Annotated in this window: 19 protein-coding genes, 1 riboswitch and 1 other annotated feature (1 of these 21 running past the window's edge); of the genes, 5 read left to right on the top strand and 14 right to left on the bottom strand. The window is 38.6% G+C overall.

The genetic code is table 11. The annotated features are described in order from the left end of the window. Window positions 1-11: a binding site (T-box leader), on the bottom strand (it extends 200 nt beyond the left edge of the window). A gap of 65 nt (window positions 12-76) precedes the next feature. The 3 genes from ACOZBY_RS05300 to ACOZBY_RS05290 form a co-directional block, all read right to left on the bottom strand. Continuing rightward, a complete protein-coding gene (locus tag ACOZBY_RS05300; RefSeq protein ID WP_422761694.1) occupies window positions 77-1,819 on the bottom strand; it encodes a SulP family inorganic anion transporter in 1,743 nt (580 codons plus the stop codon). 57 nt (window positions 1,820-1,876) lie between these two features. Beyond that, entirely contained in the window at window positions 1,877-2,224 is a 348-nt protein-coding gene (locus ACOZBY_RS05295; RefSeq protein WP_012295733.1) for an ArsR/SmtB family transcription factor, read from the bottom strand. A gap of 146 nt (window positions 2,225-2,370) precedes the next feature. Next, window positions 2,371-3,549, bottom strand: a complete 1,179-nt coding sequence (locus ACOZBY_RS05290; protein WP_036162335.1) for an MDR family MFS transporter — start codon at window positions 3,547-3,549, stop codon at window positions 2,371-2,373. Between the two features lie 226 nt (window positions 3,550-3,775). On the opposite strand from ACOZBY_RS05290, the gene ACOZBY_RS05285 reads away from it, so the two are divergent. Both ACOZBY_RS05285 and ACOZBY_RS05280 read left to right on the top strand, forming a co-directional pair. After that, complete coding sequence (locus tag ACOZBY_RS05285; RefSeq protein WP_031416441.1) at window positions 3,776-4,732, top strand: TIGR01212 family radical SAM protein; 957 nt, start codon at window positions 3,776-3,778, stop codon at window positions 4,730-4,732. Beyond that, entirely contained in the window at window positions 4,729-5,307 is a 579-nt protein-coding gene (locus ACOZBY_RS05280; RefSeq protein WP_012295735.1) for a tRNA (mnm(5)s(2)U34)-methyltransferase, read from the top strand. Before ACOZBY_RS05285 ends, ACOZBY_RS05280 begins: the two co-directional genes overlap by 4 nt. Window positions 5,308-5,366: 59 nt before the next feature. Here the strand turns inward: ACOZBY_RS05280 and ACOZBY_RS05275 are convergent, their stop codons facing one another. Both ACOZBY_RS05275 and ACOZBY_RS05270 read right to left on the bottom strand, forming a co-directional pair. Next, complete coding sequence (locus tag ACOZBY_RS05275; protein ID WP_036162337.1) at window positions 5,367-6,875, bottom strand: alanine/glycine:cation symporter family protein; 1,509 nt, start codon at window positions 6,873-6,875, stop codon at window positions 5,367-5,369. A 126-nt stretch (window positions 6,876-7,001) separates the two neighbouring features. Continuing rightward, the gene (locus ACOZBY_RS05270; RefSeq protein WP_012295737.1) at window positions 7,002-7,808 is read right to left on the bottom strand and encodes an alpha/beta hydrolase; all 807 of its coding nucleotides are present in this window, start codon (window positions 7,806-7,808) and stop codon (window positions 7,002-7,004) included. Between the two features lie 134 nt (window positions 7,809-7,942). On the opposite strand from ACOZBY_RS05270, the gene ACOZBY_RS05265 reads away from it, so the two are divergent. Beyond that, window positions 7,943-8,455, top strand: coding sequence for a gamma carbonic anhydrase family protein (locus ACOZBY_RS05265; protein WP_012295738.1), 513 nt, complete (start codon window positions 7,943-7,945; stop codon window positions 8,453-8,455). A 175-nt stretch (window positions 8,456-8,630) separates the two neighbouring features. Here the strand turns inward: ACOZBY_RS05265 and metK are convergent, their stop codons facing one another. Beyond that, a complete protein-coding gene (gene metK, locus ACOZBY_RS05260) occupies window positions 8,631-9,827 on the bottom strand; it encodes a methionine adenosyltransferase (protein ID WP_012295739.1) in 1,197 nt (398 codons plus the stop codon). Window positions 9,828-10,111: 284 nt separating this feature from the next. Beyond that, window positions 10,112-10,230: riboswitch (SAM riboswitch) on the bottom strand. A gap of 391 nt (window positions 10,231-10,621) precedes the next feature. Here metK and pckA point away from each other — a divergent pair. Both pckA and ACOZBY_RS05250 read left to right on the top strand, forming a co-directional pair. Further along, window positions 10,622-12,208 (top strand): phosphoenolpyruvate carboxykinase (ATP), encoded by a 1,587-nt coding sequence (gene pckA, locus ACOZBY_RS05255; RefSeq protein WP_012295740.1) that lies wholly within the window; start codon window positions 10,622-10,624, stop codon window positions 12,206-12,208. A gap of 84 nt (window positions 12,209-12,292) precedes the next feature. Beyond that, a complete protein-coding gene (locus ACOZBY_RS05250) occupies window positions 12,293-13,249 on the top strand; it encodes an alpha/beta hydrolase (protein WP_012295741.1) in 957 nt (318 codons plus the stop codon). An 80-nt stretch (window positions 13,250-13,329) separates the two neighbouring features. On the opposite strand, the gene ACOZBY_RS05245 is transcribed toward ACOZBY_RS05250, so the two are convergent. From ACOZBY_RS05245 to ACOZBY_RS05210, 8 genes are all read right to left on the bottom strand, one after another. Next, entirely contained in the window at window positions 13,330-14,106 is a 777-nt protein-coding gene (locus tag ACOZBY_RS05245; RefSeq protein ID WP_012295742.1) for an alpha/beta hydrolase family protein, read from the bottom strand. Further along, a complete protein-coding gene (locus ACOZBY_RS05240) occupies window positions 14,096-14,557 on the bottom strand; it encodes an NUDIX domain-containing protein (RefSeq protein ID WP_031416444.1) in 462 nt (153 codons plus the stop codon). Before ACOZBY_RS05240 ends, ACOZBY_RS05245 begins: the two co-directional genes overlap by 11 nt. 241 nt (window positions 14,558-14,798) lie before the next feature. After that, window positions 14,799-15,722, bottom strand: a complete 924-nt coding sequence (locus ACOZBY_RS05235; RefSeq protein ID WP_012295744.1) for an aminopeptidase — start codon at window positions 15,720-15,722, stop codon at window positions 14,799-14,801. Window positions 15,723-15,733: 11 nt separating this feature from the next. Further along, a complete protein-coding gene (locus ACOZBY_RS05230) occupies window positions 15,734-16,495 on the bottom strand; it encodes an IclR family transcriptional regulator (RefSeq protein WP_031416445.1) in 762 nt (253 codons plus the stop codon). A 134-nt stretch (window positions 16,496-16,629) separates the two neighbouring features. Continuing rightward, complete coding sequence (locus tag ACOZBY_RS05225) at window positions 16,630-17,898, bottom strand: M20 family metallopeptidase (protein WP_012295746.1); 1,269 nt, start codon at window positions 17,896-17,898, stop codon at window positions 16,630-16,632. Beyond that, the gene (locus tag ACOZBY_RS05220; RefSeq protein WP_036162340.1) at window positions 17,891-18,844 is read right to left on the bottom strand and encodes a DUF1177 domain-containing protein; all 954 of its coding nucleotides are present in this window, start codon (window positions 18,842-18,844) and stop codon (window positions 17,891-17,893) included. Before ACOZBY_RS05220 ends, ACOZBY_RS05225 begins: the two co-directional genes overlap by 8 nt. A 61-nt stretch (window positions 18,845-18,905) precedes the next feature. Continuing rightward, window positions 18,906-19,913, bottom strand: coding sequence for an ABC transporter ATP-binding protein (locus ACOZBY_RS05215; protein ID WP_031416447.1), 1,008 nt, complete (start codon window positions 19,911-19,913; stop codon window positions 18,906-18,908). After that, the gene (locus ACOZBY_RS05210) at window positions 19,897-20,919 is read right to left on the bottom strand and encodes an ABC transporter ATP-binding protein (RefSeq protein WP_422761686.1); all 1,023 of its coding nucleotides are present in this window, start codon (window positions 20,917-20,919) and stop codon (window positions 19,897-19,899) included. The genes ACOZBY_RS05215 and ACOZBY_RS05210 overlap by 17 nt, the downstream gene beginning before the upstream one ends. Between the last annotated feature and the right edge of the window lie 4 nt (window positions 20,920-20,923).

The raw sequence follows: 20,923 nt of genomic DNA, 5'->3' as shown, positions 1-20,923 counted from the left end.
ACAGTCTTTACATGATATTGCATTTATTCTAATGGAAAGTATTGAAAAGCACAAGCCTTTGTTTACAGGTTACCCATTACTGAACAATTAAATCCTTTTTTTCCTCAGATTTTGATAAATCTTTGCATTCATGAAAAGCAAAATGCTGACATCCGATACATTGAGTTCTGTCCAAATAGTTGAGGGCTCTTGAAATCGCTTCTCCTGTATGCTGATAAAAATGATGCGCTCCTATTTTAGCGTAAAGACCATTTTGCTGAAGGGCAACCTTTAGGTCATCCTGCACCCCTGTTACCAAAATATTACCTCCCTGTGCTGTAAAGTTGTCTATAATATTGCTAAAATATGCTTCCCCTGTAGAGTCCATAAAGGGCACTTTCCCCATGCGTAATATCAAAACTCTTGGTAGCTGTTGTAAGGTGCCTTCAATCATTTGTTCAAATCTTTGTGCTGCACCAAAGAACAGCGGACCTTCGATGGTATACATGCTTATTTGTGGACAATCATGCTGTTGATGAACGACATGAGGCTGTACCTTCTCACTTTTATTCGAATGATCTGGCAGTACCTTTGTCACAACAAGCTTTTCACTCATTCGTTTCGCAAATAATAGCACGGCTAACACAAGCCCCACTTCAACAGCTAATGTAAGGCTAGTAAATACGGTTAATAAAAAGGTAATTAATAAAACAAGCGAATCTCCAGATTTCAACTTTATAATATGAGAAAAATGCTTCCGTTCACTCATATTCCAAGCAACTACCATTAATACTGGTGCCATACTTGCTAAAGGTATATGTGAAGCATATGGCGCTAATAACAATAATGTAAGTAATACAAACACACCATGGATGATACCAGACATTGGGGATACTGCCCCAGTTTTAATATTAGTTGCTGTACGAGCAATCGCACCTGTCGCGGGTATTCCTCCAAACATAGGCGTTACGATATTGGCAATTCCTTGTCCGATTAGCTCTCGATTACTATTATGCTTGCTATTAGTCATTCCATCTGCCACGACTGCAGATAACAAAGACTCTATACCTCCAAGCATTGCGATGACAAATGCTGGTCCAATGAGCTGCTGTAGACGCTCAAATGTCATAGTAGGTAGTGCAAAATTGGGTAATGTATTAGGTATTTGACCATAGGCTGTGGCAATCGTAGCCACTTGTCCTGAAAAAAAGAAAGTCGCCACAAGAGTGGAGACAACAATCCCTACCAATGCCCCGGGAACCTTTGGAAAAAATTTAGGTGTCATTATTATGGTGATTAAACAAATGACTGCCGTTAAAATACTGTAAATATTAGTAGTACCAATTTGCTTTCCTATCTCTTGAATATTCGCTATAAAATACTCATGTCTTGTCATATTGCTTAAACCTAAAAAATTGGCAATTTGACCTGTAAAAATAATCACCGCTATACCCGCTGTAAAACCGATGGTTACAGGGCGAGGGATAAATTTGATTAAAGTCCCTAGCTTAAAAATACCCATTAAGCAAAGCAATACCCCTGCCATTAAACCAGCCAGTAATAAATCCTCATAACCATACGTTAGGACAATTCCTAAAAGAATTGGCACAAAAGCTCCTGTGGGCCCTCCAATTTGATATTTTGATCCACCAAAAATTGAAATCAGAATACCTGCAATACAAGCCGTATAAATGCCATATTCGGGCTTTACTCCTGATGCAATAGCAAAGGACATAGCAAGTGGAATAGCAACAATTCCAACAATGATTCCAGACAATAAATCCTTTTTAGCATGATGGACTGAATACCCTTCAAAACGTCCTGTAAACAGCGACTTCATAGATAAATCTTCCCTTCCCAATAATAAGCAAAGCATAACTTTTCCACATTATGGAGGTTACTTATTTTCTTCGTCACTATCATTACTCGTCATTTCCTCTAATCTTGAAATGGTATGAACTAAATGGTTATTAAAAATATCCTTGGCCACGCCAAGTAATTCACCAATCATTGGATCGCTTAAAGAATAGTAAACCTTTTTGCCTTCTTTCACTCCATAAACAATATTTTTAGCTCGTAATACACTTAGCTGCTGAGAAACGGCGGAGCCCTCTTTCTCTAAGCAATCTTGAATCTCATTAACACTCCTCTGACCATCTACAAGAAGTTCCAATATTCTTATACGTAATGGATGTGCTAACGCTTTAAAAAAATCTGCCTTAAACTGCTGCAATCCTTCTTCCATTAAATAAATCCCTCCATACAACTACATATTCAAATATTTGAATATGTATGATTGTACGCCTCAATCGATAATTTTTCAATATCTACTATTTAAAAAAGAGCAAACCAAGTGTGGAATACTTGATTTGCTCTTTACATTTTTCACTATTAATCTACTACTATGTTGTTCTTCTTTAGAGGATAATCATAAATAAGACATGGTATAATCGCGAACAGTACAATTACTACTAATGTTAAAACGAGAGGAATCATGCCAAATTGATCCACCATAATTCCACCGAATAAAGGACCAATCATACGTCCACCGGTCGCAGCACTGTTGATAATTCCCTGATAGAATCCTTGTCGGCCTTTTGGCGCAAGTTGATTAGCAATAGTTGGTAATGCTGGTGTATAAAACATTTCTCCAAAAGTTAAGACAAGCATGGCTGCACCAAACATTTTAAAATCACTCGCAAAGGCGATAATACCAAAGGATATAGCGATTAAGATGACACCAAAAACCAACTGTCGTTTTAACTGATGTTCCCAACGTTTTACAAGCGGCGCAATGAGCGGCTGCCCTATAACAATTAGCAGACCATTTATCGTCCATAGTAAACTATATTGCTTTAATCCTAAACCTAAATCTTGCGTATAAGATGAAATCGTTGCACTCCATTGCGAATAGGCTAACCAACATAAAACGGAGGACGAACTAATGATTAATAAGGCATAGAATGGTGCCTTGTTAATAATTCGCTTACTTTCACCGACCACATTCTTTGGTGCAATACTCCCTACCTCTAAACGTTTAAATGTAAGTAAAGCAATGAAAAAGAATACTATATACATCCCTAAATTGACCTTAAACACATAGTCAAATTGATAATCGGCCACCACACCTGCAAGTGCAGGACCTACAGCAACACCGACATTTTGAGCCAAATAAATGGCATTAAAGGCCTTTCGTCCACCCTCTGGCCAGGCAGCTCCGGCCAATGCGAACATGCTAGGAAAAACAATCCCCCCACTAAAGCCTAGTATTGTTAAAAACCATACATAATGTGGCCAACCGTGCCAAAGCGTTAAACCAATTAATGAAGCAATTGTTAAAAGGATTCCAAGCATGATGGCTTTATAGCCACCAATTCTATCAAATAGGTAACCACCTAATAGATTACCTAAAACACCTGCAGCAGAATTCAGCATCAGCACAAAGCCAGCCATCGCTAAGGATTTCCCTAAATAATCATGCATATATATGGCATTTAAAGGCCATAAAAATGAGTTACCTGTTGTGTTCACAAGCATTCCGATAATTAAAAACCAAACACGTTTTGGCATTTGATGACCTCCATTATTTCGCTTCTCTAAATAGCTAGTTTATGCTGAAATACTTAAAAGTACAAGGAAAATAAATTTACCCTTTTTACATTTTATTAAATACTATAAATAGCTATAATTTACTAGATACAATTAAAAGTTAGAGTAGCATCTTGCAGGATAAACCCTTACCCCATGACGGAACGAGGTGCTCATGATAAAATAAGGCGTTAGAGGAGTGAAATAAATGACAGAAATAAATTTTCCTTTTCCTTCAGAAGGGAAAAGATACTATACATGGAACCGCTATTTACGCGATCAATTTGGTCACAAAGTATTTAAAGTAGCATTAGATGCTGGCTTTGATTGTCCAAACCGTGATGGTACGGTTGCCTTTGGTGGCTGTACATTTTGCAGTGCAGCAGGCTCTGGTGACTTCGCAGGTAATAAAGTTGATCCGATCGATGTTCAATTTGCTGAAATTCGAGACAAAATGCATCAAAAATGGAAAGATGGCAAGTATATGGCCTATTTTCAAGCCTATACAAATACACATGCCCCGCTCCCTGTTTTAAAGGAAAAATTCGAAGCTGCTTTGGCGCAGGAAGGTGTTATAGGCCTTTCTATCGCTACTCGCCCTGATTGTTTACCAGATGATGTTGTAGAATATTTAGCAGAATTAAACGAACGTACGTATTTATGGATTGAGCTTGGTCTTCAAACTGTTCATGAAAAAACAGCAAATCTTATTAATCGTGCGCATGATTATGCAACCTATGTGGAGGGCGTTGAAAAGCTTCGGAAGCATGGTATTCGTGTTTGCTCACATATTATAAATGGTCTACCGCTTGAAGATTATGACATGATGATGGAAACAGCTCGTGCAGTGGCCAAGCTAGATGTTCAAGGTATTAAAATCCACTTACTTCATTTATTAAAAGGGACCCCAATGGTGAAGCAATATGAAAAAGGGATGCTTGAGTTTTTAGATCAGGATGTTTATACAAAACTAGTCGCTGATCAGCTAGAAATTTTACCACCTGATATGGTCATTCATCGCATTACAGGTGATGGACCTATAGATTTAATGATTGGCCCAATGTGGAGCGTTAATAAATGGGAAGTATTAAATGGCATCGATGCCGAATTGGAGCGTCGTGGTAGTTGGCAAGGGAAATTTTATAAAGCTGAGGTTGGAAAATGAAACTACAACGAGTTTTACAATATGCTCAGCAGCTACTAAAAGATAGTGTGGAGGAAGGAGATACGGTTGTTGATGCCACTGCTGGAAATGGCCACGATACGCTATTTTTAGCACAGCTAGTCGGGGATGAAGGGCAAGTTTATGCCTTTGATGTTCAAAAAAAAGCAGTGGATGCAACGCTACATCGTCTACTAGATCAAAGTTTGGAGCATCGGGCTCTTGTGTTAAATAAAGGGCATGAAGAAGTAGCCAATTTTATACACAAGCCAGTAGCTGCAGCCATCTTTAATCTCGGCTATTTGCCTGGTAGCAATCATGATATTATTACCAAGCCTACTACAACCATACAAGCTATTGAAGACTTACTTAAGCTTTTAAAAGTTGGCGGTCTAATCATTCTTGTTATTTATCACGGCCACCCTGGGGGCAAAGAAGAGCGAGATACCGTGACTGACTATGTCAGCCAGCTTCCACAAAAATATGTACATGTTTTAAAATACGAATTTCTCAATCAGCAAAATGATCCTCCATTCATCATTGCGTTAGAAAAGATGAAGGATTATCCTACTTTATAGACAATTTAAAAGGCTAACTAATAGTATAGTTGTAACTATTAGTTAGCCTTTCTCTTTACCTATTTATTTTTACGTTCTTCATTATAGTCAACCCAGAAATCTGCACCTTTAATGCCTAGTTTACGAGGATCAAAGACAGGGTCTTTTCCTTCTTTTTTCTGTTTCTCGTAATCTTTTAATGCAACAATGGCTGGTTTCATAATAATTAAAATAGCTAGCACGTTAATCCATACCATTAAACCAAGGCCAACATCCCCCATAGCCCAAGCCAGTTCAGACGTACGAACCGTGCCATAGAATGCTGCGACTAAAATAGCGATTTTCGCAATCCAAATGAAAACCTTTTCGGTACTACCTCTAAATAAATAAGCGACATTTGTTTCGGCGATATAGTAGTAAGCCATAATCGTAGTAAAGGCAAAGAAGAATAGTGCGATAGCTACGAATGGTGCGCCAAATCCAGGTAAGGATGATTCTACTGCATATTGCGTATAGGCAGCACCTTCCTTAATACTTTTAGCAAATGTCATTTGCTCGTCACCCGTTAAGCCACCTTTATTGAATTCCCCAACGTGAATAAATGAATCTGTTCCTTCAACTGCCTTTTCATCTTGTACATTATACATACCTGTAAATAAAATCATAAAGGCTGTAGCTGAACAAATTAATAATGTATCAATGTATACAGACGCTGCTTGGACAATCCCTTGTTTAGCAGGGTGAGATACTTCTGCTGCAGCAGCAGGGTGCGCACCAGTCCCTTGACCAGCCTCGTTTGAATAGATTCCTCGTTTCACACCCCAAGCAATCGCGGAGCCAATAATACCTCCAAATATTTCTTGTGCTCCAAATGCACTTGAGAAAATTAAAGCAAAGACAGATGGTACCTCTGAAATATTCATAGCGATAATAATAATAGCCATAATAATGTAAGCTAATGCCATGAACGGTACAATAATTTGTGCGGCGTTGGCAATCGATTTAACGCCTCCAATAATGATGGCACCGAGTAAAACAACAATAATTAGTCCTGTAATCCAAGTTTCAATACCGAAGGCATTTTCAACAGCTCCTGCAATGGCATTAGATTGCACACCTGGCATAAGTATAAGCATAGCAATTAAAGCAGCTACAGCGAAAATCACTGCAAACCATTTTTGACCCATTCCTTTTTCTATGTAATAGGCCGGTCCACCACGGTATTCAGTATCCTTCTCTTCTTTATAGATTTGCGCTAAAGTAGACTCTACATATGCGGTTGCCGCACCAATGAAAGCAATTGCCCACATCCAAAAGACAGCACCAGGTCCCCCCATCCCAATAGCTGTTGCAGTACCGGCGATATTCCCTGTACCTACACGACCCGATAGAGCGATAGACATTGCTTGGAAGGAGGAAATCCCCTTTTCTGATTTCTCCCCTTTAAACATTAGCACGAACATATCTTTAATATGCCTTACTTGCAGGAACCTTGTAATGACTGAGAAAAAAAGCCCAATCAATAAAATACCATAAATAAACCAAGGTCCCCATAATATGTCATTCATTTTACCAACAACTACATCCATCTTACCCCTCCAATTTGAATTACCTTACTTTAAGTCACTATATTATTACACTTTTCAGAAAATTACAATATTATATTCAAGTAACAATAATTAAGTAAGTATCCTACTATTTAGAAGGGATCGAAACTATTTTATTATATATCCAATTCGTCTAAGAGCATTATTGATAAAATCTCGAATGTACATAAAAATCTCTTCACGCTCTACTTCATGAAATAAATTGTGATAACAATTTGCCCATTCTTTAAATTGAAATTCCGTTAACTCTTGTTGATGAAGCCAATTACGCATTTGTCGAGTTTCCGTAATTTTATCTTTTTCAGCTGTCATAATTAACATAGGCATATTAGGAAATTCGTCCTTAGGTAGCATAACTAAATTTCTCATCATCTGCTGAAGCTCACGATACCATTTCACCGAAACTACAGACATAAATGGTATATCATCCTTCATTTCTTCTCTACCCTCTACGCTACGCGTCAATTTTTCAAATGTCAGGTCATGTGTCAATTTTACATTTGCTGTTAATGCACTCAGGCTTGTTAAAGCATTTGATAATTTACCTGGTAATAGCTTCAATTGCAGCCATGGTGATGTCAAAATAATACCTGCACACTCATACTTTTTCTTTTGCATTGTATGAAGAACTAAAGTAGCGCCTAGTCCATGTCCTATTACAAAGGTTGGTAAATTATATGAAAATGCATTCTCAATCAAATTTCTTGTATATTTATTGTACAATTTGAAGTCCTCATCATGGACACGGGCAAATCTTGCATTGACACCATGATTCGGTAAATCTCCCATGACTATGTGGAAGCCTTCCAATCTTAATTTTTCTATCAGCCATGCATACCAACGGTGGTTTTCATAAGCACCATGAAGAATAGCAATCACAGCCTTTGCTTGTCCATCAGCTTCCCATTTCCACATTTACATAGTCCTCCTAAAAAATAATTACACTTTGATTATATCGAAATAACAGCTCATTTTAATTTTATATTTCCTTAAAGTTGCGTATTTGATACGATAATACTATATCTACAAAAAGAAAAGAGGCGATTCTCATGATTTATCCATTCAAAGATAAAACACCAACGATCGATCCATCTGTTTTTATTGCCGATTACGCAACCATTACTGGAGACGTAACTATTGGAGCTGAAACAACTATTTGGTTCAATACCGTGATCCGCGGCGATGTTTCCCCAACAATAATAGGTAAACGAGTAAGTATACAAGATCTTTGCTGCTTACATCAAAGTCCTAAGTTTCCACTCATTATTGAAGATGAGGTCACAGTAGGACACCAAGTAACTTTACATAGCTGTACCATTCGAAAAAAAGCCTTAATCGGAATGGGCTCCATTATTTTAGACGGTGCGGAGATTGGAGAGGGTGCATTTATTGGAGCCGGAAGTTTAGTGCCTCCTGGTAAAGTCATTCCTCCAAATAGCTTAGCATTAGGACGTCCAGCCAAAGTTGTACGAGAATTAAATGCTGAGGATAAAGAGGATATGGAACGTATCGTACGTGAATACGCTGAAAAGGGTCAGTATTATAAATCTCTACAAAAATAAAAACCTACAAAGAAATTGTACCTTCATAAAAAATTCCTCGCTTTCCATGACATTATTTGTTCAAGGAATAAGGGCGAGGTATTTTTGCAAAAAAACAAAAGGGGCAGAAAAGCCCCTTTTGTTCATAATACATTAGAATAATTTCCTAAAGACTTCAGCACTTTAGCACAATAGTTTACAGCTGTGCTTTTATGCGTAATGCGTCAGCTTTATCAGTTTGTTCCCATGGGACGTTTACATCTGTACGACCAAAGTGTCCATAAGCTGCAGTTTGTTTATAAATTGGACGACGAAGATCAAGCATTTTAATGATACCTGCTGGGCGTAAATCAAATAGCTCACGAACCCATTCTACAATTTTGCTTTCCGTCACTTTTCCTGTACCAAATGTATCTACAGCAATGGAAACAGGCTGTGCAACGCCAATTGCATAAGCCAACTGTACTTCAGCGCGTTCTGCTAAACCAGCTGCTACAATATTTTTAGCTACATAACGTGCCGCATAGGCAGCTGAACGGTCTACTTTTGTTGCATCCTTACCTGAGAATGCACCACCACCATGTCGTGCATAACCACCGTATGTATCAACAATGATTTTACGGCCCGTTAAACCAGCATCTCCTTTTGGTCCGCCAATTACGAAACGGCCAGTTGGATTGATAAAGTATTTTGTGTTTGTATCTAATAATTCGCTTGGCACTACAGGAGCAATCACGAATTGTTTTAGATCGGCCTGAATTTGTTCAAGTGTTGCTTCTTCATCATGCTGAGTTGAAATAACAATTGTATCGACACGAACAGGTACGTTATTGTCATCATACTCAATTGTTACTTGTGTTTTACCATCTGGGCGTAAATAAGCTAACTCCCCAGATTTACGAACTTCTGTTAAACGACGTGCTAATTTATGAGCTAAGCTAATTGGTAATGGCATTAACTCAGGTGTTTCATTACATGCATAGCCAAACATTAAGCCTTGGTCTCCTGCACCAATCGCTTCAATATCTGCATCTGTCATAGAACCCTCACGGGCCTCTAAAGCTTGGTCAACGCCTTGGGCAATATCTGGAGATTGCTCACCAATTGCTACAAGTACTGCTAAGTTTTCAGCATCAAAGCCATATTTACCACGTGTGTATCCAATTTCCGCCACAGTATCACGTACAATGCCTTTAATATCTACATAAGTAGAAGTAGTGATTTCTCCTGCTACTAATACTAATCCTGTTGTTACAGTTGTCTCGCACGCTACACGTGCATTTGGATCTTCTGCTAAAATAGCATCTAAAATGGCATCCGAAATCTGGTCACAGATTTTATCTGGATGCCCTTCTGTTACACTTTCTGATGTAAACAGTCGACGGTTTGTCATTTAGTTTTCCTCCTATTACTCTTACAAAAAGTATTTGTACGGTACTCATTACCCATGTCAAGTCCGCTCCTAAGGATTGAACTCTCTCAAGCCGCTGTTGTTGTCATTTCACTTTACGAGAAAAAATAACTGCTACTTAAAAACACGAGGATTTCGAAAGACCCGTCATTATAATAAGGAAAGAACTACATATACTTACCTTTACATTAATTTTTAACAATAAAAAAATCCTTTTCTCACGTTACTATACATGAGGAAAGGAATAATGACTTCGTTACCTTTCACTCTTATCGTTCAAGGGATTTTCCCTTGCATCAGGTTGGCACCAACGCATGTTGTGAAATAATACATGCAGGTTGCCGGGTTTCACAGGGCCTGACCCTCCACCAGCTCGGGATAAGAGTATCCGTTCAATTTTCATGTTACTGAAAAGGTCAATCGTTGTCAAATATTTTCTTATGTATTACTGTATAGAAAGGAAGAACAAAATTATCACCATAAAATTTTCATACTTGGGTGATGATGTAAATAGAAGAAATTTAATCCCTACAACATACCTAGCTTCTTGTGGTAACATATGTGTGGCTCAAATTTTAGACAATTTACTGTAGCATTGAATGTTTTCTACTCGAAAAACATTATTTTTTGTCAGTTTATTGAAAAGTAATAAAAACTCTAAAATAATTTCTTAATTAGTATAGATTATTTAACCCATTGTGTTATACTATTTTTGAAATTAAGAAAAAATCCCTCTAAACCAAGGGAATACTATAAAAAAGGATGGTATTTAATCGATGAATTCAGTAGAAATTGCAAACGAACTGAAGGAATTATTAAACGGCGGTAACATTAATGTTCAACTTTCAGTACCACAATTAGCAGAAAAAGCTACTTCTCGTGGTGAGGCAATGTTAACAGTAGATGGCGCAGTTCGTGCAGAAACTGGCAAATACACTGGTCGTTCACCTAAAGATAAATATACAGTAGAAGAAGAAAGCACAAAAGATCAAATTGACTGGGGTAAAGTCAATCAACCAATTTCCTCTGAAGTGTTCGATAATCTGTATGTAAAAGTAATAAAATATTTAAAAGAACGTGATGAATTATTCGTATTCAAAGGTTTTGCTGGTGCTGACAAAGATTCACAATTAAGCATCCAAGTGATTAATGAATACGCTTGGCACAACCTTTTCGCTCATCAATTATTTATCCGTCCGACTAAAGAAGAATTAGCTTCGCATGTTGCAGACTTCACTGTCATCTCAGCTCCTAACTTTAAAGCAGATCCTGCGGTTGACGGTACTGCTTCTGAAACATTCATCATTGTATCACTTGAAAAGAAAATTATCTTAATTGGTGGTACTGAATATGCTGGTGAAATGAAAAAATCTATTTTCGGAATTATGAACTACTTATTACCACAACAAGGAATCCTTTCTATGCACTGTTCAGCAAACGTTGGTGAAGCTGGCGATGTAGCATTATTCTTCGGTTTATCTGGTACTGGTAAAACGACATTATCCGCTGATCCAGACCGTAAGCTAATCGGTGACGATGAACATGGTTGGTCTGATAATGGAGTATTCAACATTGAGGGGGGTTGCTATGCAAAAACGATCAACCTTTCTGCTGAGAAAGAACCAGAAATCTACAATGCAATCCGCTTCGGTTCTGTTTTAGAAAACGTAGCTGTTGATCCAGAAACTCGTATTTGTGACTATGATGATGGCTCATTAACAGAAAATACACGTGTAGCTTATCCAATCCAATACATCGAAAATATTGTTGATCCATCTGTAGCAGGTCATCCAAAAACAATCATCTTCCTAACAGCTGATGCGTTTGGCGTATTACCTCCTATCAGCAAATTAACAAAAGAGCAAGCTATGTATCACTTCTTAAGTGGTTTCACTTCAAAACTTGCTGGAACTGAACGTGGTGTAACAGAGCCAGAACCAGTATTCTCTACTTGCTTCGGTTCTCCATTCCTTCCACTTCCTGCAACAGTGTATGCAGAAATGTTAGGTCAAAAAATTGATGAACATGGCGCACAAGTATACCTAGTGAACACTGGTTGGACTGGTGGCGAATATGGTACTGGTAGCCGTATGAAGCTTTCTTATACACGTACAATGGTACGTGCAGCTATCGATGGTAAATTAACAAATGTTGAAACGACACAAGATGCTGTCTTTGGCTTACACATCCCAACAGCAGTTGAAGGTGTACCTTCGCAAGTGTTAAATCCTCGTGAAGCATGGGCAGATAAAGCTGCATACGATGCTAAAGCTGCTGAACTTGCAGGCTTATTCAACGAAAACTTCAAGAAATTTGCAAACGTTTCGGAAGCCATTACTACACTTGGTGGTCCATTAAAATAACAACTAGAACAAGAAAAGGGAACGATATGATTCGTTCTCTTTTTCTTTCCCATACATAAACAGAAGCTAATATAGGAGATACATATGAAAAGAAAATACAAATTACTAGTAGCATTAATTACTATATTATTGGCATTAATTATTGGTGCTGGTTTTTTTGCAGGCAACTACTTTTATAATCTGGCATTAAATCCTGATACTGATAAAACAGCAGTTCTAGATGCCCCCCACAATCTAATCGATAGCAATTCAGATGAAGCTCGAGAGAAAGAGGCACGTGAGCAGTGGTTTAACAAGCATTCTGAGGAGAAGTCAATTCCATCCTTTGATTCCCTTAAGCTACATGCATACTCTATCCAAAACAGCCATCCCACAGACAAATGGGCAATTATCTTTCATGGCTATTCAAGTGATGGTACACAAATGACTAAGTATGCTAAACAATTTTATGATATGGGCTATCATGTACTCATTCCCGATGCAAGAGGACATGGTCAAAGTGAAGGTGATTATATCGGCATGGGGTGGCATGATCGTTTTGATGTAATTTCATGGATTGACGACATTGTAAATATGAATGAAGATGCTGAAATCGTTCTATTTGGGGTTTCGATGGGAGGAGCCACTGTCATGATGGCTTCAGGCGAGGATTTGCCCTCAAATGTAAAGGCAATTATTGAGGATTGCGGGTATTCTTCCGTATGGGATGAATTTTCCTATCAGTTACAAGCCATCTTTCACTTACCTTCTTTCCCAATTATGCAATTCTCTTCGGTCGTAACTAAACTAAAAGCAGGCTATACACTAGCAGAAGCTAGTGCTGTTGATCAAGTGGCAAAATCGAAAACCCCTATGCTGTTTATTCATGGAGACAACGATACTTTTGTTCCTTCGACCATGTTGGATGACGTATATGAAGCAGCAAATGTACCGAAACAAAAGTTAATGGTCGAAGGGGCTGGTCACGGTGGTGCGGAAAGCTTAGCAGGCGAGCTCTATTGGGAAACGATTCAACAATTCTTGGAAACTTATACAAAATAATTAAACGCCCCTTCCTTTAGAATACTATTCATCTCCAGATGATAGCTATGTAAAGGAAGGGGCATTAATTTTTTCATTTTCTAATGTTGCTTCATCCATTCACAAAGAGCACGAACGGTTTCACGATTTTTAGCTGGTGGGTATTGATGTGCATAATGAAGGTCATACCATGTTTCGTATGTTTTATGAGCATCCTCTAAAAAAAATGCCAGCTGTCTAGCATGCTCTATATCCACATTCTCATCCTGATAGCCATGAATAATTAACACTGGGGCTGTTATATGCTCAACTTCGAATAAAGGTGTACGAGCATCATAGGCTTCCGGTACACGGTTGGGTGTTCCTCCGATAACGCGCTTCATCATCCGTCGCATATCTGTACGTTCCCAGTAAGTGGCCGTTGCATCAGAGACTCCAGCCCATGTCACAACGGAAGTAATATCCCTTCGTAAAATAGCTGTCCATAGAGCCATGATACCTCCACGCGAAAAGCCAAAAACATGTATATTGTCGTTGCAAAATTGCTTCAGTACATCGACAGCATAAACAGCATCATAACGGTCTGCCCCTGCAAACTCATCCTTGCCTTCGCCACCTCTATTCCCACGATAATAAGGTGCAAAGACGATAAAACCTTGAGCGGCAAATTGGGCAATACGCGAGGGCCTTACCATGCCAATGCTTTGCATACCCCCTCTTAAATATAAAAAGCCATCATATGTACCTTCAGTCTTCGGCTCTGCTAAAAGTCCTTTTATTCGCAAGCCCTGTGATATATAAGTGATTTCTGTTAACCGTATTGCTGGATTGGGTGAAGGATATGCACGCTTTTCAACGATATCACCATTATTTGTCACGTCTTTTCAGCTCCTCCAGCATTTTCTCCATTCCCTCATCCTTCATATGAAAGCTTAAGTTTGGATGATGGGCAAATTCCTCATCAGTTAACCACAGCATACCGGATGTTTCTAAATCAAATTCAATGTCCTCCTGCCCAGCAAATTGTGCTGTAAAAACCGTTTTACAAAATAAGCTGTCGTCATGAACCGCATATTCTGCAAACCATTGAAGATTTTTCACACGGACACCCGTTTCTTCATACACTTCCCTTATGGCTGCATCCTCTAGCGTTTCACCTTTCTCCAGTTTGCCCCCTGGCACCTCGACACCACGTCTTTTATGAATAGTACATAGCCACTTATTTTGGTGCTTTAAAAAAACAAGGACGTGTTTGGGTTCTACGTCAAACTCACCTCTCGTAAAACTCAAATCTACGCGCAGGCCATGTAAATCTGTAAATGTTAACATATCTTCAACCTCACGTTCTTTCATGCTGAATAACAGAAGTTATTTTTTCATTGCCTACACTTATAGGCGTATTGAATTTATCATTTCTGCTTTGCTAGCCATGCATTTCCACTAGGTGCAAATCATTCAATTTCCTCTAGCTTATCTAATTTAACTATAGTGTAATCATACAGAAACAAGCAACTCTAAATATAGGTCAAGCAAGCAAAAAAGCGTGCTTCTTATGAAGTCACGCTTTTCATTACATTACTCGTTCACCATCGAAATAAACAATCGGATTTTTTACTACACAATCAATATGGACATCCGCTGCATTTGCTCCACCAAATGGCGTATTGCTACCAAATGCGATATGGATTGTCCCATAGACTTTTTCATCTTCCAGTACATTTCCACATAAAATGGCACTTTTATTAGCTCCAATGCCGAACTCTGCAATGATTCGACCATTCCCTTCCCCAAGTAACTCCAGCAATCGAGGACCATCCGGACCAATAGCTTCTATTAATCGTCCGTTTGAAATTTTCAATAATAATGGTTCCTTTAAGACACCAATATTAGCAATCGAACCATCCACTAAAATTTCCCCATTTGCAGATGTTTCTATCGGCGCAATATAGGATTCACCCGAGGGTATATTACCATGCTCTCCTGCTTGGCGAATAACGCCAGTTGAACGAATGCCTAAACGGTTTGCAATACTAAATATTAGCTCATGACCATCTTTGACAATTCGAGTTTCTGCCGCCATATCGAGCAGCTGGACATACTTTTCTACCATTTCCTCAATCTCTTGCGCATCCGCATGAAGCGCACCTTGTTCAAGCATTTCCCATGAAATACCGGGCATTGTCGCTACACGTCCACCTTTTTCACAGGCATTTTTGCATGCTACTGTATGTGTTAAGGAGTGAGCGGTCAAACAAAGTGAGACATCAGCATTTGCCATAAGCGATGAAACTGCTTGAATAGGCTCCTGCCCTGATTTTTCTAATAACGGCATAACCATAAACATTGTATTAGCTGTTATTGTTAGCCCAGCCTTATAAAAGATGGTTGCTAAGTCTTGCTTTTGAACATCTGTCAAAATTAAAAGCGTTTCTGACGATTGAACATTTAAATGATCTTTTAATACCTTCAGTGCAATATCATGTAAATGCTGCATAATAGTACTCCTTAATTAAAATTTAAATGATATCTACGAATGATTCCTTCTATTTCATTTCTAGCCTCTGTTAAAGGCCCTAAAAATTCTGGTACCCGTTGTTCTGTAAATCGGTAGATGGGACCAGAAACAGTAATAGAAGCTACGACCTTTTTGTCACTATTAAAAATAGGCATAGCAAGTGCCAATACATCGACGGAATATTCACTGTTACTTATCGCATAGCCACAACTACGAATTTTTTCAAGCTCTAATCGTATGTCATTTGCATTCGTCATCGTATTCGTTGTATAGGCAGTTAGTGGTTCATCAATAACCTTAGAAATTTGCTCTTCACTTAGGAAAGCAAGCATCGAACGGTAGGAAGCACCTACATAAAGCGGAGATCTACTTCCTCTTGAAACAGTAAATTTCACCTTATTCACAGGCTCTGCTTTTAATAAAGTTAAAGCTTCCAACCCATTCAAAACTGTAAATATAGCGGTTTCACCAGTAACATCCTTTAAGTTATCAAGAATAGGCATACATAGCTGATCTATGTTTAATGAATCATACATATTCATACCAATTTCCCATAATGCAATACCCAAGGAGTACTTTTTGGTTACAGGATCTTTTGTAATAAACCCATTATTCTCAAATGTTTCAAGAATGCGATATAAATTTGTATGATTCATATTCATCGCCATCGCTAACTCTCGACCACCCCACACCGGCTTTTCCTTTGTAAACATTTTTAAAACCTCAATTGATAAATTTAACGTCTTTAGCATATCTCTCATCCTTTTGATCTATTTATCTGTACAACCGGCTGTAAATCTCTCTCTTAAGGGGGAATTAATTGAAAGATTTAACAGCCATAAGCACCTGACATCACTTTAGCAAAAGTAAGAGAGTAGCTAATCTCTTACTTTTGATAGAGGAAATCAATAGCAGCAGTAATATATACTTTTGCACAGCGTACGATATCCTCAACACGCACTTTTTCATTATACCCGTGAATACTTGGTAAATAGGCTGGCCCATATTGTAAAACCGGAATATCATACTGTCTGAAATGTCGAGCATCACTGCTTGCCCATTGCATGACACCATAAGCTTCTAACCCTGTTACAAATGAAATATTTTCCACAATCGATTGGCAAACAGGATTTTCAGCTGGGGTATAATTGGCTACACTTTTGAAACCAAAACGTCTGATCGAATACTCAATGTCTAAGGCATCTAATTTATTCTTCAAGATTTCTGTTACTTCTTCTTGTGTAATACCGAATGGTAAGCGACAATCGACCTGTACCTTACAATAATCTGGGATAACGTTGGATTTCGTCCCCCCCTCAATTGTACCAATATTTACAGTAATTTTCTCTAGTACTTCTTGATATTTCAGGCGGTCTTTCTCCACTTCACGCATGTATTTTTTCGATACTTCTATTAGTGACTGTACTTCCTCAGGAATGACAATATTCATGTCCCATAGTGTGCGAATTTCTTGAATAGCACGGATTGCATCATTAATTGCATTACGACCTGCTAAAGGGGATAAGCTTCCATGTCCTGGTTCCCCATGCACCTCTAATTCAAACCAGAAGGACCCTTTTTGCCCTATTGTCGGATTTAATGGAGATGAAGGCTCTGCAATTAAACATCCATCGCCTTTTATTAAACCACGCTCCAACAACCAAGGAACACCATATTCTCCACCAGTTTCTTCATCAGGTACAATTGCTAATGTTAATTTTCCTGGCAATTCAATATTCAATTTCTTGAGTAATTTTGTTGCAAAAATAATACCTGCTAAACCCGCCTTCATATCGCTTGCACCACGACCAAGCATCCAACCATCCTTCACTTCTCCAGAGAAAGGATTAAAATCCCATTTAGATAAATCTCCAACAGGCACGACATCTGTATGCCCACAATAAATTAGTTCTTTGCCTTCATCCTTTCCAATAGAAGCTACTAAGTTAAACATTTTATCAGTAGCTTCATATTTTTGGTAAACAATGCCTACATCATTTAGATAGCGCTCGATAAAGGCTGTTATCTCAGTCGTATCTCCTGGGGGATTAACACTTGGAATTTGAATGAGTTTCGAACAAAAATCAATTAACTCTGCTTGATGATTTTCTACTTCATCTACTAATTTCATTTTTAGAGCATGTAAGTCATTCATGTGCTTGCACCTCATTTCCTTTAGTTTGTAAATGCTTCATGCTACCGTATAAATTCTTCATATGTGTAAACTGCTTTTCATCAAAGAACGAACATTTATGAGCACCATACGTTTTCGCTACTTCTAAGACAAATCGAACAACACTCTCTACGTCTGTAACATGTGTTGCACCTGTTGCACAGCCTGCCACAATAGATTCAGTTGTAATCGCTACACCTACAACGGGACTTGATGTTGCCACAGCGGGTTGTAAAATACTATTGATATGGAATAGGCCATTCCCATATGGGGTAATGTCTTGCATTGTCAATGGCAGTACAACAGGTGCAATACCGGCTGATTGCGTGTAGATTTGCAGCAAATCATCACTAATTTTTAATATGTAACCTTCTTTAACCGTCGGTGTAATGGCAAATCCTTTATGGTTACATACTTGATTACCTTTTGTTGTATCAATCGAAAGAATAGCATCCATTGATTCTTCCACTTCATTCTCGTTCATGACGCTAATATCGACGGGAGAATTCATAAATGGCACTGGCTCATGTGGTAAAGTGGGTGCAGTTGGACAAATATGAGTGGAGAAAATTACATCTCCCTCTAACTGGTCACCCTTTAATGCCATATCAATTGCTTTTGCTGCGCCGGCCATACAGGCTAGTGCACCATCTCCATCCGATACAAAGCCCGTCATTTCAGGGCGTGCCCCAATACCTCCTAAGCGACCGATGATACCTAATGTAGGTGCATGGCCACCTGAGGATTTTCCACTTTTTCCTTGCACTAGAACGCGGACAAAATCGGTTGATCCACTTTCACCTTTAATGGTTTTTACTACTACATCTGCTGTTGGATTAATAGTGTGTAAATATTCTTTAATCACCTCACCATTTACATACATACTATCCATTACCTCGTATAACTCCATAACATACTTCAATGACATAATTAGTCCGCTCCTTTTTCTATCTAAAAATTTTATTCATTACGATTCGTAAGCTACTCATCTATATTGTAGATTCTTCTTGCTGAATAGCTTTCCATAAATGGCATGATACTTGATGGGTTACTGACACCGTATCGAGTATGGGTTGCTCTTTTGCACATTTGTCTGTGGCAAAACGACAACGTTTATGGAAAGCACAGCCACTCGGAGGATTCACAGGACTAGGAACATCCCCTGTTAAAATAATTCTTTCCTTTGTATCAAAAGGATTTTCCTTAGGAATGGCCGATAACAAAGCCTGTGTATATGGGTGTTGAGGATTATCATAAATTTCCTTATATGTGCCCATTTCAACAATTTTGCCTAAATACATCACAGCAATGCGATCACACATATAATTTACAACATTGAGATCATGTGAAATAAAAATATAGGTTAAACCAAAATCCTTCTGTAAATCTTTTAATAGATTGATTACCTGTGCCTGTACAGATACATCTAAGGCGGATACAGGTTCATCACACACAACAATATCTGGTTGGAGAGCAAGCGCCCGTGCAATATTGATGCGCTGTCTTTGTCCACCTGAAAACTCATGGGGATAGCGCTTTGCATGATAAGCACTCAATCCTACTGTTTCAAGTAGTTCCATGACACGCTTTTTACGTGATGATTCATCGCCTATACCATGTATCACTAATGGTTCAGCAATTAAATATTCAATCGTTTTACGAGGATCTAATGATGCATAGGGATTTTGGAAAACCATTTGTATAGATTTTCGTGCAGAGCGGATATCCTTCGTATTTAAGCTTGCTAAATCGGTTCCCTTAAACTCAACAATGCCCTCGGTTGGTGATATTAACTGGTTGATTAAACGAGCAACCGTCGATTTCCCACAGCCTGATTCACCCACAATCCCAAGTGTTTCTCCTTTAAATAATTCAAAGCTTACCCCATCTACTGCTTTCACAAATTGGGTGGACTTTTTAAAAGGAATTGAGCTTTTAATAGGAAAATGCTTTTTTAAATTATTTACCTTTAAGATCAATTCATTGGGCTGTTGCATGAAAAACCCCCACCTTCCTTGCGACAATTTGACCTTTTGATTGCAAATGGCAGGCTACAAAATGATTGTCCTGGACTTCCACTAAATCGGGTATTGTACTACGGCATATATCCGTTGCTAATGGGCAGCGAGCTGCAAAATGACAACCACTATGCGGCATTGTTAAATCGGGTGGACTTCCTGGGATGGCCGGCAACCTTTGCTGTCCATGTGTCCCCATCGTAATCTGCGACTCTAATAATCCCCAAGTATAGGGGTGTAAAGGCTTTTCATAGAGCTGTCTTGTCGTAGTTGACTCCACAGTACGACCTGCATACATGACATTCACTTTGTCACAAAGCTCCCAAACTACACCTAAATCATGCGTAATCATAATAATGGCCGTATCATGTTCTAGCTGTAATTTTTTCATCAAATCAAGAATTTGAGCCTGCACAGTTACATCCAATGCTGTAGTTGGTTCATCAGCAATAAGTAACTGTGGATTACAAGCAAGCGCAATAGCAATCATGACACGTTGACGCATCCCACCTGAAAATTCATGAGGGTACATTTTCAAACGCTTTTCTGGCTCTGGAATACCAACCATTTTCAGCATATCAACAGCTTTTATTGCTGCATCCTTCTTGGATAAGCGTTCATGAGCTTGGATCACTTCTAAAATTTGATTGCCCACTGTTAAAACGGGATTCAAACTGGTAATAGGGTCTTGAAAAATCATCGACATTTCATTGCCTCGGACATTTCGCATTTCCTTTTCTGAAACCCCCATTAAATCGCGTCCATTAAAATGGATGGCTCCGTTCGATATTTTTCCTGGCGGAGAGGGAATCAAACGCATGAGAGCAGTGGCAGTAACACTTTTCCCTGATCCAGACTCGCCAACTATTCCTAGTGTTTCCTTCTTATTCAATTGTAAATTAACTCCATTAACAGCTTTCATTGTAGAGCCGCCACTTTTAAATTCTACTGTCAAGTTTTCTACATCTAGTAAACGTTCAGTCATGACG

Source organism: Lysinibacillus sp. NPDC056220, from assembly GCF_049315265.1.
GTDB classification, from domain to species: Bacteria; Bacillota; Bacilli; order Bacillales_A; family Planococcaceae; genus Lysinibacillus; species Lysinibacillus pinottii.
This window is presented reverse-complemented; position numbering and strand designations above follow the sequence as displayed.